Consider the following 13,208-nt stretch of genomic DNA (forward strand, 5'->3'; position numbering starts at 1 on the left):
GCCCTTTTTTTGTGCATAGGCGAGATTTGTCACATACCGTGCAAAAAAGAGTGAAATCCTATCTGCGCCCTTGGCGATATGACGCGGCGGCTGCATAATGTGAGTCTGACGAGTATCGCGGCTATCGGCTACAGACTGTCCCGAACTTCGTAAGCGCATTGTAATAAAATAGTCTGACGCGTTCTATCTCGCGAGCCGACACGTAGCGATCCCGTCCTCATTCAACCGGCCGCGGGAGAGCAAAGATGCAGAAGAGCGAAAGCGACGTATTCGATCTGTTTTCGGAGATCTATACGAACGCCGCGCAAGAAGAGCTAAGTCTCCAGGAATATCTCCTGGCCTGCCGCGATGACAAACGACTATACGCCACCGCGCAGGAACGCATGGTGGAAGCCATCGGCGAACCTAAACTGATCGACACCAGCGCCGATGAGCGACTAGGCCGCATCTTCTCCAACCGCACCGTCAAGATTTATCCCGCCTTCGCCGATTTCTATGGAATGGAAGACACGATCGAAAGGATCGTCGGCTATTTCAGATATGCCGCGCAAGGTCTCGAGGAACGCAAGCAGATCCTCTATCTCCTCGGGCCCGTCGGCGGCGGCAAATCGTCTCTCGCCGAACGGCTGAAGAAGCTGATGGAGCGTTTTCCGATCTACACGCTGGCGATCGACGGACAGGTGAGCCCGGTTTTCGAATCACCGCTGGGCCTCTTCCAGCCGGAGCGGATGTCCGATCTTCTGGAAGACAAATACGGCATTGCCAGGCGCCGCCTCACCGGGCTGATTTCCCCTTGGGCCACCAAGCGGCTCGACGAGATCGGCGGCGACATCTCGCGCTTCAGCGTCGTCAAGCTGATGCCTTCAAGGCTGCGCCAGATCGCTATCGCCAAGACCGAACCGGGTGACGAGAACAACCAGGACGTCTCGGCGCTGGTCGGCAAGGTCGATATCCGCCAGCTCGAAAACTACAGCCAGGCCGACCCCGACGCCTATTCCTACAGCGGCGGCCTCAACCGCACGACGCAGGGGTTGCTCGAATTCGTCGAAATGTTCAAGGCGCCGATCAAGGTGCTCCACCCACTGCTGACGGCGACACAGGAGGGAAGCTACAACGGCACCGAAAGCTTCGGCGCCTTCCCCTATCAGGGCATCGTCGTCGCCCACTCCAACGAATCCGAGTGGCAGCAGTTCAAGAACAACCGCAACAACGAGGCATTCCTCGACCGCATCCTTGTCGTCAAGGTGCCCTATTGCCTGCGCGTGACGGAGGAACGGCAGATCTACGAGAAGCTGCTGCGCGAAAGCGAACTCGCAAAGAGCGCCTGCGCGCCTGAAGTGCTGGAGAATCTGAGCCGCTTCACGGTAGCGACCCGCCTCATCCGCCACGAGAATTCGCCGCTCTACACCAAGATGCGCGTCTATGACGGCGAGAACCTGAAGGACACCGATCCCAAGGCGAAGTCCGTGCAGGAATACCGCGACGTTGCCGGCGTCGACGAAGGAATGCACGGCATCAGCACCCGCTTTGCCTTCAAGGTGCTGTCGGAGACCTTCAACTATGACACCAAGGAGGTCGCCGCCGATCCGGTGCATCTGATGTACATCCTCGAGCAGGCGATCAAGCGCGAGCAGTTTCCGAAGGAAATGGAGGCGAATTATCTCGACTTCATCAAATCGGAGATCGCCACCCGCTATGCCGAGTTCATCGGCCACGAGATCCAGAAGGCCTATCTCGAATCCTACAGCGAATATGGCCAAAACCTCTTCGACCGCTACATATCCTATGCGGATGCCTGGCTGGAGGACCAGGATTTCAAGGATGCCGATACCGGGCAAATCCTGAACCGCGAAATCCTGGACAGTGAGCTCTCGCAGATCGAAAAGCCCGCCGGCATAGCCAATCCCAAGGATTTCCGCAACGAGGTGGTGAAATTCACGCTGCGGGCAAGGGCGCGCAACGGCGGCCGCAATCCGGCATGGACAAGCTACGAAAAACTGCGCGAGGTGATCGAAAAGCGGATGTTCGGTCAGGTCGAGGATCTGCTGCCCGTCATCAGCTTCGGCTCCAAGAAGGACAGTTCGACCGAAAAGCAGCATGACGAATTCGTTCAGCGGATGATCGAGCGTGGCTATACGGCACGCCAGGTCCGCCGACTGGTCGATTGGTACATGCGGGTGAACAAGGCCGGTTGACGATGCCAAAACCGGAGCCAAAGCGAGGGATTGGCGCATGCCGAATTTCATCGATCGCCGGCTTAACCCGAAGGACAAGAGCCTCGGCAACCGGCAACGATTCCTGAAGCGCGCCCGCGACGAGCTGAAGCGGGCGATCAAGGATCAGATCAAATCCGACAAGATAGCGGATGTCGATGCCGCCCATGGCGTCCCCATGCCGGCGCGTGGTGCCGGCGAGCCGACCTTCCGTTCCTCGCCCACATCAGGCAATCGGGAACATGTTCTGCCGGGAAACAAGGAGTTTTCCGCGGGCGACCGGATCTCGAAGCCGGATGGCGGCGCGGGCGGCGGTGGCGGGCATGGTGCGGGCGGCGGCGGAAGCGATGACGATTTTCAGTTCATCCTGTCGCGCGAGGAGGTGCTCGATCTCTTCTTCGAGGATCTCGAACTGCCCGATCTGGTCAAGTTGAGCCTGAAGGAAACGGTGACATTCAAGCCGCACCGCGTCGGCTTCACGACCTCCGGCTCCCCCACCAACATCAATATCGGCCGCACGATGCGCAACAGCTTCGGCCGGCGCATGGCGCTGCAGCGGCCGAGCGAGAGGCAGGTGAAGCTCATCACCGACGAGATCGCGGCACTCGAGGCCGAGACCCCATTATCGGCCGAGACCCGCCGCAAACTGACGGCCCTGCGCGACGAGCTTACAACGCTTGAGCGCCGGCGGCGGCGGATTTCCTACGTCGATCCCGTCGACGTTCGCTTCAACCGTTTCGAGCGGCAGCCGGTGCCGAACGCCAACGCCGTCATGTTCTGCCTGATGGACGTATCGGCTTCGATGGGCGAGCGCGAGAAGGATCTCGCCAAACGCTTCTTCGTGCTTCTGCACCTCTTCCTCAAGCGCCGCTACGGCCGGATCGACATCATCTTCATCCGGCACACGGACGAGGCGCATGAGGTCGACGAGGAGACATTTTTCTACAGCAAGCAAAGCGGCGGCACGGTGGTCTCGACAGCGCTTGAGGAAATGCAGCGGATCATCGAGGCGCGCTATCCGTCCGACATGTGGAACATCTACGCGGCGCAGGCCTCGGACGGCGACAACAGCAGCGGCGATTCCGAGCGATGCGCGGCGCTCCTGCGCGGCGACCTGATGCGGCTTTGCCAGTATTACGCCTATGTCGAGATCATCGACGAGCGAGAGACGGAGATTTTCGGCGCCACCGACAACGGCACCTCGCTGTGGCGCGCCTACCGAACCGTCGAGGGCGAGGTCCCGAACTTCCACATGGCCCGCATCGCAAGACCGGGCAACATCTATCCAGTCTTTCGCAAGCTCTTCACCCGGCAAGCCGGCGCGCGTACGCGTAACTGAGGGAATACGGATATGGCGAAACGAGCGGAGAGTTCCGAGCTCTTGTTTGAAGGCTCCGACTGGAATTTCGCGACCCTGTCGATCGTCCACGACGCCATCCAGGATATCGCGATCGGCGAGATGGAGCTCGATATCTATCCGAACCAGCTGGAGATCATCTCGTCGGAACAGATGCTCGATGCCTATTCCTCGGTCGGCATGCCATTGATGTACCAGCACTGGTCCTTCGGCAAGCGGTTCATCTACGAGGACAGTCTCTATCGCAAGGGCCACAGGGGACTGGCATACGAGATCGTCATCAACTCCAACCCCTGCATCGCCTATCTGATGGAGGAAAACACGATGGCCATGCAGACGCTGGTCATCGCGCACGCCTCCTTCGGGCACAACCATTTCTTCAAGAACAACTACCTGTTCCGCCAGTGGACCGATGCCGGCGCCATCCTCGGCTATATGGACTTCGCCAAGAAGTATATCGCCAAGTGCGAGGAGCGGCACGGCACGGAGGCTGTAGAAGCAATACTCGATTCAGCCCACGCGCTGATGGACAATGGTGTCTTCCGCTACCGCCGCCCTCCCCGCCTCTCCTCCGAAAAGGTGCGCGAAAGAGCGCGTGAACGATTGGAATACGAGGAGCAGACCTATAGCGATCTCTGGCGCACCCTGCCCTCTTCCGCCGACAGCCGTGACCCGCACGAGGCGGAGCGCAATGCCTCCGAACGCAAGAAGGCGCTCAACCTGCCGGAGGAGAATCTTCTCTACTTCATCGAGAAGCACAGCCTGATCCTGGAGCCCTGGCAGCGCGAACTGCTTCGGATCGTGCGCATCATCGCCCAATACTTTTACCCGCAGCGGCAGACCAAGGTGATGAACGAGGGGTGCGCCACCTACGTTCACTACACGATCATCAATCGGCTGTTCGATCAGGGCAAGATCAGCGAAGGCAACATGCTGGAGCTCTTGAGCAGCCACTCCAACGTCGTCTTCCAGCCCGGCTTCGACGACCCCCGTTTTTCGGGCATCAACCCTTACGCGCTCGGTTTCGCGATGATGCAGGACATCGAACGCATCTGCACGCAGCCGACCGACGAGGACCGGGACTGGTTTCCATCCATGGCCGGCAACCGAGATCCGATGGGCACGCTGCGCGACGCATGGGCGAACCACCGCGATGAATCCTTCATCCTGCAATATCTGAGCCCGACCGTAATCCGCAAATTCCGGCTCTTCAGGCTGTCCGACATGGCGGCCGACAAGTTCTGCGAGGTCTCCTCGATCCACGACGAGCGCGGCTACGCGGAAATCCGCTCGGCACTCGCACGCAGCTACGATGTCAGCGCCAGGCAGCCCGATATCCAGGTCGTCGACGTCGATCTCCTCGGCGACCGCAGGCTTCGGCTGAAGCACACGGTCAATGACGGTCTTCTTCTCGAAGAGACCAGCCGGAACGAGACGCTCACCCATATCCGTCATCTCTGGGGATACGAGGTCGGCCTCTCCGGCGTCGATGGCGCGACCGGCAACGTCTTGTACGATCATTCGACGGGGTGAGTGCCACCGAGGACGGCATCGCTCTCAGCTTTGCAGCGTGACAGGCTCTCCATTGCTCCTGACGAGCGACATGAGCATTGGCCCGATCGCGAACTCACCTTTCTCCGTGCGTCGCGTCAGATCCCTCAGATAACCGCCCGCGGAGTTGATCTTGGTAGCGCGCTGGAGGATGCAGGCGATGACGGTCGCGGCGTTGTCGTAGCCCATGATGGTGCAGGCGTCGTGATAGGCCGACGGTGTCACCCCCAGCATCGATTTGACGACGGACGCGGCGCTGATGAGGTCTCGCCAGCTTCTGATGCCGCCACCGGGCCCATAGGCCGCGATATCGGGGCATGCCTGCAGCACGAGACCAAGCGGGAAGGATTTCAGTTCCGACCCCCGGTTATCCCCAGCCTTTGATTCGACCGTCGCAGCTCTGTCATCCGAGCCGACCATGGTAGGTTCAGGCAACGACGGAATGGAGACCGAGACAGATCCGCGAGGAGACGCATCGTGTGCATCCTCTCGATCTCGCTCGACGTTATGTCCTCCCGCATGTTGCTCGTTCGCGATTTGGGCAGGCGCTTCAGAATCAAGAATAGATTCGGAATTGGAATTCTGTATGTGGCGCTCAGTTTGATAGGGATTGGCGCTCAAATTTTGCAATTTTAGTTGTAGATCCAGATGGTTAAGCACTTTCAGGCGCAAACGTTCGATCAGATCGCAAACAACTTCCAGCTCGGTGGTCGTTGGAGCGCGCGGAACGCTTTCGACAATGTCGCGAAACTCGTTGAAGGTCGCGGCCCATTCGCCCGGAACCTGGTCGGCGATCGCGGCTTCGATCAGCTTGGCTATATCCCGGCGAAACAGGCTGATCTGCTCGCGCAGATGCTGGACGTACAATTTCTCCGCAATCACCTTTGCCGCCAGATGCTCGATCTCCTCGGCGCGCGCAAGCAGAGGTGCAAGCGAAAAGCCGAACGCGTCGCGAATGGAGCCGGAGCGGTCCTTGCGCGCATAGCGCTTTCCGTTCGGGCTGTCCTTGCGGGTCAAAAGACCTGCATCGACAAGCGCTGCCAGATGGCGACGGATGGTCTGTTCGGCCATGCCGTGAGAGCGCAGGGACAGCTGGGCGTTGGAGGGAAACACCACCAGCCCGCTTTCTTCGGACAGCTCGTTCTGAGGATAGAAGCTCAGAAGCGCATTCAAGACGGCGAGCGCGCGGTCCGTGACACCGAGCAAGGGCTTGGCCTCGCACAGGGAACGGTAGAGCTTCCATTTATCGATCGAATATCCCGGCTTGATCTGCTGGGCTCTGACCTGATTTGCGAGCATGCCAAGCGACATCGCTCGCCGCCCAAAGGGCGTCGTTACAAATTGGCCTTCCATCACCTTCACCTTTTTCAAGGCAAAAGAAATTCGTCCACCAAAACGGTGCCAAAGATGCTTGACAGTGATTCGAGGAAATGCGATTCTCTAGCTGCTAAACCAATGAGAAGAGCTTCCGCGACGGCAACGTCCGGGGGCTTTTTTCTTTTGCGGCGTTATCCTTTGTTCTTGTTGTCTACGGACTGCAGGAATTCGCCGTGAAGCGTCTCCATGCGATCATTCAGAAAATCGACGAAACTGGTCGGCACCGCCTTGGTGAAGCTGATGCGCGGACCTGATTTCGGGTAGCTGACGGTTGCCAGGAGAAAGCCGTTGGCACGGATCTCGGCTGTCTGCGGCGTCTCTATAGCGGCGGGCTTGGCGGCAGCGGTCTTCAGGGCCGCAAGCGCCAGAGCGAAGCGATCGGTCTCCGAACTGCGCTTGACCTCCGAGAGAGCCTCTTCCACGCATTCGGCGGCATCGGGACGCGCCAGGAATATATCGACGAACTCGATCCAGCGGCGACGACCGATATCCGGCGCAGACCCGATGACCAGCATGGTGGCACGCGGAACGGCGGATGCGATGCGCAGCATTTCCGAGATATGCGACTTGCCGGTTGCCAGCGACGCCGAAATGATGTCGCGCTTGTATCCGGCCTGCTCCTGCGACAGCGCGAAGGCGCACTTCTCGATGAAGGACAGATCGTTGCGGTTGGCGTTCTCTTCGCCCTGGAAGACGATCGCTTCTTCATCCGTGAGCTCGCGAACGATGGCGCGGAACTTCAGGCCGAGCTTCTTGGCGGCTGCCAAACGGCGGCGACCGAAGACGATCTGGTAAGGCTTGGGGCCATTCTTGAAGGGACGGATCAGGCCCGGCACGATCTGGCCGCGCTCGCTGATCGATGCGGCTATATCCTCGATGGCGCTATCGTCATAAGCGCCGTCGAAGCGATCGGGAATGGTCGAGGGTGCTACGTCATCGGCATCGACGTCGATTATATGGTCGCCATCCTTCAGCAGACGATCGAGAACCTCGCCCTTCTCCTGAATCTGGCGCACGCCGGCGGCTACCTTCAAGAGATGCGGCGATGTCGTCTTGGCCTGCGGCGGTGTCGCCGCTGGCTGGTCGAGCTGACCGAGCACATTGGCGAACATGCCCCGAGAGTCTTTGCGGCTCATTCACGCCCCCATGCATTCCAGAGTAGTTTTTCGATCTCGGCGTTCGAGGCGTTGATCGATTCCATGGCACGGTCGTAGGTCTTCGGCGCCGAGAACCGGGAGCGCTGCACTTCGTACAGGCTCTGCTTCCAGGTCAGCGCATCGGCAACGGCCGTGGATTTCGTCACCATGTTCAGCAACAGATCATCGCCGAAGACCTGACGCATTAGCGCGGTCATGTTGGCCTGCGGGTGATCGTTGGCTTCGAACTTGGTGACGAGAAACTTCGCGAAATCCCACTGCGCCGAAGCGCCCATGTCGCTCAGGATCTGCATGTAGGAGGATGCGAGCTCCAGGAACTTTCCGGTGGAATCGACATCCAGCATATGCGCCGGTACCGGAATGATGACGGCGGTCGCGGCGGTGAGCGACGACAGCGTCAGGAAGTTCAGCGACGGTGCCGAATCCATCAGGATTACGTCATAGTCGTCGGCGACCTGCTCGAGCGCCTGCGAGACTCGCAGCAGGAAGCTGGTGCCGCCGCTCTTGCGCATTTCGAGAGCGACCGCGGTTTCGAACTCGGTGAGATCGAGACCGGCGCAGATGACGTCGAAGCCGGCGATGTGGGTCTGGTGAATAAGCGAGCGCGTCGGCTTCGGATCCTCGAAGCGGATCGCGGCATAGAGCGTCTCGTCTTCGCGCGGATTGAAATCAGGCAGGTTGCCGTGAAGGCTGGTCAGCGATGCCTGCGGGTCGAGATCGACGGCGAGGACGCGGTAGCCCTTGAGAGCAAGATAGTGGCCGAGATGAATCGTGGTCGAGGTCTTGCTCGAGCCGCCTTTGAAATTGGTGACGGCGAGAACCTGACAGGCTTCACCTTCAACACGGCGCGGGTTCATCCACTTCTTGCGGCCCTTCTCGGCCAGCGTCATGCGCAGTTCGAGGATCTGCTCCAGCGAGTACATGCGGCGGCCATTGGCCGTCGTTTCCGGCGCGGGGCCTTTTTCCTTCACGACGATCTGGCGGATATAGGCTTCGGAGACATCGAGAAGCGATGCGACTTCCGACGACGTGAACTTCCGCATTTCTCTACGGGCGTCGGGTGGATACTGTGCCATCGATAGGTTTTGCAGGGCCAATTCCAGTTTGCTGGAAAAGCTCTGCATGAAGTCGAGGCTGCTCAAGTGCCGGTTCACGATTCTACCCTCAATTCGGTTTCAATAACCTAAGCGCCGAGATGGTTAATGGTGAGTTAACCCGCCTGTTGTTTCGCGAAAAAACGATAATTCGCCCTTTTTGCGTAGTTGAAGAAGTAGCGCGATTCGCATTTGGCTGCAAATTGGCCAGTTCCCCGCGGGGAACGCGGATTTGGCCGCTCCCGGGGTTGCCGGGGTGCAGCGGTTCCCCGCGGGGAACATTCCTATCTTGGCCTTTCGACAAGGCGATGCTGTAGACGGCGCTCCATGCCTGGCCGGCTATCTGAGGCGAGGTGCCAAAGGCTTGGGACGAGCCCTTGCGCCCGCGATGATAACACGGGTCGGGATGCTCGTCTCGCCCGGTCGTCGATTGCGAACAGCTGATTTGGATTTGCGGGATCGGGCGCGCCGCGCCGGTGGAGTTCGGCCGGCTGCTCGGGGAGTTGCGCCGAAAAACAGAAAGGGCGCTCAACTCGATCGAGGAGCGCCCTTTCATTCCCGGACAGCGAAAGCAGGCCTGCTTCAAGGCAGGCGTTGCAGGCTATCGATACGGGCAGTGAACGACAGATGATGCGGCGGTCCGCGAATTTCAAGAGGCGGTCGAGAGGTGTCGACGCAAGGTCAAGGCGCGCGTCGCTCGACGAGTCCGGTCACGGCCGCGATCCCTCATCGGCCACCACGCTCTGCGGCCGTCCGCCGGCGCCTGCTCTCAATCAGCCGCAGCCTTGTCGCGCGTCCGCGCCGACGAGGCCGATCGCAGCCCCTGCGCGGAGATGAGCGTCGGATCGAGGCCCGCCTTCTTCGCCCTCGCCTTCACGATCAAGTTGACCGACTGTGGCGTCAGCGTTCGCCGCGAGACATTGCCCCACTGATCGATCTTGCGGAAAACCGGACCGCCGCTGATCCCGGCTTCCTCGATCCACGTCAGAAGCGCCTTGGCGGTATCGCCGGGGAGGCTCAGCTGTTCGCTGCTTCCCGGCCGACCGATCTCCACCGTCAGATGAACCGCGCGCCTGCGCTTCCCGGGACTGTCCGTTCGACCGTCAATCGACACATCGTCGAAACGCAGATTGGCGACCTCCGCGCGTCGCCGTCCGCCTGATGCCGCCAATAGAAGCAGGATCGCCCGATCGCGGCAGCCGACCAAGCCGTCTCGCTTGCAGGTCGACAGAAGCCGGGCGAGGATGTCGTCGGTGACGTCGGTCGCGCTCATTCTCGTCGGCGAGCGCCGGCTGGCATGTTCGGCCCGCTTGAATGCCTGCTTGATCGACGCGCCGGCAAACGGTCCGCTGAGATCGCGTGCGCGCGTCAACGTCGCCCAGCTGGCGAGCCGTCGGCGCACCGTCGATGGCGCATGGGGGAGGGCGCCTTTCAGAATCGCTTGGCGGCGCATCTCCTGTTCGACCGGTTGGGGCATGCCGCCGTCTCCCTCGGTTGATGCCGAGGCGGCGCTCGTCAGGTGCTGGGACATGAAGACTTGCACCAGAGCCTCCGGCGCCGGCCAGGGCAGGGTGCCGCCGGTGGTGGCGAGGCTCCAGGCCTGGAGATAGCCGAGGTCGGCGGCGAGCGCCCGGATGCTATTCTCGGGCGCGCCGCCCTCGATCAGCCGTTTCAGCGTTTCGGCGTCCTTGTCCGTCAGCAGTTGCGCCAGCCGGTCGCGGCGTTCGAACGGAAAGATACTGTCCAGCGCGTCGAGCGTCTCCGCGCGGCGCAGGACCGCTTCGTCGAGCGTATTCGAGGCTATCGGGGGAGATTTCGGCATTTCGTGTCGATCGTTCGGCGGGGAGATATCGCCACCATATCGACTTTGCGACTCGACATCCATCACTATCGATAACGAACCCGAACAGGGGCTGGAAACCGGCGATATGAGTCAGGAAAGAAAAGGCTGATTTAGCTTCAATAACGTGGTGTTTCCATCTTGAAAACAACGTCTTGAGTATGATGAATTTTCTCTAAAAACCGCGCCTTTCGCACCTTCATCATGGAAGCCAACATAGCGATATCAGGGTGATTTGACAATCGTCTGGCCCTGAAATCCCCATCAATGCGAGCCGCCATCTTATTCTCGCGCGCCGCCCTCGCATCGGGCACGGATAAAATGCTAGCCTATAGCAAAAGAAGAATGCGGAGCTTTGAGATGACGAAGAGGACGCCTGGGGAGAAGACGTTGGGGGACTGGCGGGCGCTGGCCGAAAAGGAGCTTCGAGCTTCGCCCGACACGCTCGTGTGGAAAACGCCCGAGGGGATAGACGTCAAGCCGCTCTACACCGAAAGCGATCTGGACGCTGTTTCGCAGCCCGGCTCACTGCCCGGGTTCGCGCCGTTCACGCGTGGTCCGCGCGCCACCATGTATGCGGGTCGGCCCTGGACGATCCGGCAATATGCCGGCTTCTCGACCGCCGAGGCATCGAACGCGTTTTATCGCAAGGCACTGGCATCAGGTCAGCAGGGCGTCTCCGTGGCCTTCGATCTCGCCACCCATCGCGGCTACGACAGTGACCACCCGCGCGTCGAAGGCGATGTCGGCAAGGCCGGCGTGGCGATCGACAGCGTCGAGGACATGAAGATCCTGTTCGACGGCATTCCGCTGGACAAGGTCTCCGTGTCGATGACGATGAATGGCGCGGTCATTCCGATCCTTGCGAATTTCATCGTCGCCGGCGAAGAGCAGGGCGTATCGCGCGCCGCGCTCTCGGGAACCATCCAGAACGACATCCTCAAGGAGTTCATGGTCCGCAACACCTACATCTACCCGCCCGAACCCTCGATGCGGATCGTGGCCGACATCATCGAGTTCACGTCCAGGGAGATGCCGCGCTTCAATTCGATCTCGATTTCCGGCTATCACATGCAGGAGGCCGGTGCGACGCTGGTGCAGGAGCTCGCCTTCACGCTAGCCGACGGACGCGAATATGCGCGGGCGGCGATCGACAAGGGGCTCGATGTCGACGAGTTCGCCGGCCGCCTGTCTTTCTTCTTCGCGATCGGCATGAACTTCTTCATGGAGGCCGCCAAGCTGCGCGCCGCGCGCCTGCTGTGGACGCGGATCATGGAGGAGTTCGCGCCGAAGAAGGCGTCGTCGCTGATGCTGCGCACACACTGCCAGACGTCCGGCGTCTCGCTGCAGGAGCAGGACCCCTATAACAACATCATCCGCACCGCCTTCGAGGCGATGTCGGCCGTGCTCGGCGGCACGCAGTCGCTGCACACAAATTCGTTTGACGAGGCGATCGCGCTTCCCACCGAATTCTCGTCGCGCATCGCCCGCAACACCCAGCTCATCCTGCAACACGAGACGGGCGTGACCAAGGTGGTCGATCCGCTGGCCGGCTCCTACTATGTCGAGAGCCTGACGAACGAGCTTGCCGAAAAGGCCTGGGCGCTGATCGACGAGGTCGAGGCGCTGGGGGGGATGACGAAGGCCGTCAACGAGGGACTGCCGAAGCGGTTGATCGAGGAGGCGGCCACGCGCCGGCAGGCGGCGGTCGACAAGGGCGACGAGATCATCGTCGGCGTCAACAAGTACCGGCTGGAAAACGAGGAGCCGATCGACATCCTCGATATCGACAACACCGCCGTGCGGGCTTCGCAGATCAAGCGGCTCGAAGACACCAGGCGCCGCCGCGACCCGGCCAAGGTGGCGGAAACGCTGGACGGGTTGCGCGAGGTGGCGCGGAGCGGGAAGGGCAATCTGCTCGAGGCGGCGGTGGAAGCGGCGCGCGCGCGCGCCAGCGTCGGCGAAATCTCGGATGCGATGCGCGGCGTCTTCGGCGATCACACGGCCGAGCCCGAGGTCGTCAGACACGTCTATGGCGATGCCTATAGCGATGAGCCGGAACTGCGGCAGCTGCGCACGCGGATGACGGCCATCTCCGAAGCGCTGGGCGGGGCGCCGAAAATCATGGTCGCCAAGCTTGGGCAGGATGGACATGATCGCGGCGCCAAAGTCATCGCCTCGGCCTTCGGCGACATCGGCTTCGATGTGCTGGCGGGTCCGCTGTTCCAGACGCCCGAGGAGGCAGCCGCCCTCGCGATCACAAGTAAGGTGCATGTGGTGGGGATGTCGTCATTGGCCGCCGGGCACAAGACGCTGGCGCCGCAGCTGATCGATGCGCTGAAGGCGAAGGGTGCCGAGCACGTCATCGTCGTGGTCGGCGGGGTCATTCCGCGGCAGGATTACGCCTTCCTCACGGACCACGGCGTCGCGGCTGTGTTCGGGCCCGGGACGAATGTCATGGATGCCGCCAATTCGGTGCTCGACCTCTTGGAAGGCAAACGCCGAAACCAGTGAAGTGATCGTTTTCTCCTGTCGCCGCGTTCGACCGCTAATATAAAGCGCTGGGTTCCGCTCGGCCCCACTTCCCCAAGTCGATGTTTCCGCTACATAACTGGCGGG

Annotated in this window: 8 protein-coding genes; 4 read left to right on the forward strand and 4 right to left on the reverse strand. The window is 60.8% G+C overall.

What is annotated here, in order from left to right; translation table 11 throughout:
* The first annotated feature begins 245 nt into the window (after positions 1-245).
* Genes GGQ67_RS02400 through GGQ67_RS02410 form a run of 3 tightly spaced genes read left to right on the forward strand, consistent with a single transcriptional unit; the run spans position 246 to position 5,103 of the window.
* Positions 246-2,195, forward strand: coding sequence for a PrkA family serine protein kinase (locus GGQ67_RS02400; protein ID WP_183898569.1), 1,950 nt, complete (start codon positions 246-248; stop codon positions 2,193-2,195).
* 37 nt (positions 2,196-2,232) lie between these two features.
* Positions 2,233-3,552 (forward strand): YeaH/YhbH family protein, encoded by a 1,320-nt coding sequence (locus GGQ67_RS02405; protein WP_183898570.1) that lies wholly within the window; start codon positions 2,233-2,235, stop codon positions 3,550-3,552.
* A 12-nt stretch (positions 3,553-3,564) separates the two neighbouring features.
* Entirely contained in the window at positions 3,565-5,103 is a 1,539-nt protein-coding gene (locus GGQ67_RS02410) for a SpoVR family protein (protein WP_183898571.1), read from the forward strand.
* Positions 5,104-5,127: 24 nt separating this feature from the next.
* On the opposite strand, the gene repC is transcribed toward GGQ67_RS02410, so the two are convergent.
* The 4 genes from repC to GGQ67_RS02430 form a co-directional block, all read right to left on the reverse strand.
* Positions 5,128-6,474: a plasmid replication protein RepC gene (gene repC, locus GGQ67_RS02415; RefSeq protein ID WP_183898868.1), complete on the reverse strand. Its 1,347-nt coding sequence runs from the start codon at positions 6,472-6,474 to the stop codon at positions 5,128-5,130.
* Between the two features lie 155 nt (positions 6,475-6,629).
* Positions 6,630-7,634: a plasmid partitioning protein RepB gene (gene repB, locus GGQ67_RS02420; protein ID WP_183898572.1), complete on the reverse strand. Its 1,005-nt coding sequence runs from the start codon at positions 7,632-7,634 to the stop codon at positions 6,630-6,632.
* Entirely contained in the window at positions 7,631-8,809 is a 1,179-nt protein-coding gene (gene repA / locus GGQ67_RS02425; protein ID WP_183898573.1) for a plasmid partitioning protein RepA, read from the reverse strand. The genes repB and repA overlap by 4 nt, the downstream gene beginning before the upstream one ends.
* 709 nt (positions 8,810-9,518) lie before the next feature.
* Entirely contained in the window at positions 9,519-10,571 is a 1,053-nt protein-coding gene (locus tag GGQ67_RS02430) for a site-specific integrase (RefSeq protein WP_183898574.1), read from the reverse strand.
* 378 nt (positions 10,572-10,949) lie between these two features.
* Between GGQ67_RS02430 and scpA the strand changes: the two genes are divergently transcribed.
* On the forward strand, positions 10,950-13,103 hold the full coding sequence (gene scpA / locus GGQ67_RS02435; RefSeq protein WP_183898575.1) for a methylmalonyl-CoA mutase: 2,154 nt from the start codon (positions 10,950-10,952) through the stop codon (positions 13,101-13,103).
* Positions 13,104-13,208 lie beyond the last annotated feature (105 nt).

The sequence above is a fragment of the Rhizobium metallidurans genome (assembly GCF_014196505.1).
Classification (GTDB): Bacteria; Pseudomonadota; Alphaproteobacteria; order Rhizobiales; family Rhizobiaceae; genus Rhizobium; species Rhizobium metallidurans.

Coding starts and splice junctions, on each gene's coding strand:
- repB (WP_183898572.1), bottom strand. CDS start 7,634: ATGAGCCGCAAAGACTCTCGGGGCATGTTCGCCAATGTGCTCGGTCAG.
- repC (WP_183898868.1), bottom strand. CDS start 6,474: ATGGAAGGCCAATTTGTAACGACGCCCTTTGGGCGGCGAGCGATGTCG.
- GGQ67_RS02400 (WP_183898569.1), top strand. CDS start 246: ATGCAGAAGAGCGAAAGCGACGTATTCGATCTGTTTTCGGAGATCTAT.
- GGQ67_RS02405 (WP_183898570.1), top strand. CDS start 2,233: ATGCCGAATTTCATCGATCGCCGGCTTAACCCGAAGGACAAGAGCCTC.
- GGQ67_RS02410 (WP_183898571.1), top strand. CDS start 3,565: ATGGCGAAACGAGCGGAGAGTTCCGAGCTCTTGTTTGAAGGCTCCGAC.
- scpA (WP_183898575.1), top strand. CDS start 10,950: ATGACGAAGAGGACGCCTGGGGAGAAGACGTTGGGGGACTGGCGGGCG.
- GGQ67_RS02430 (WP_183898574.1), bottom strand. CDS start 10,571: ATGCCGAAATCTCCCCCGATAGCCTCGAATACGCTCGACGAAGCGGTC.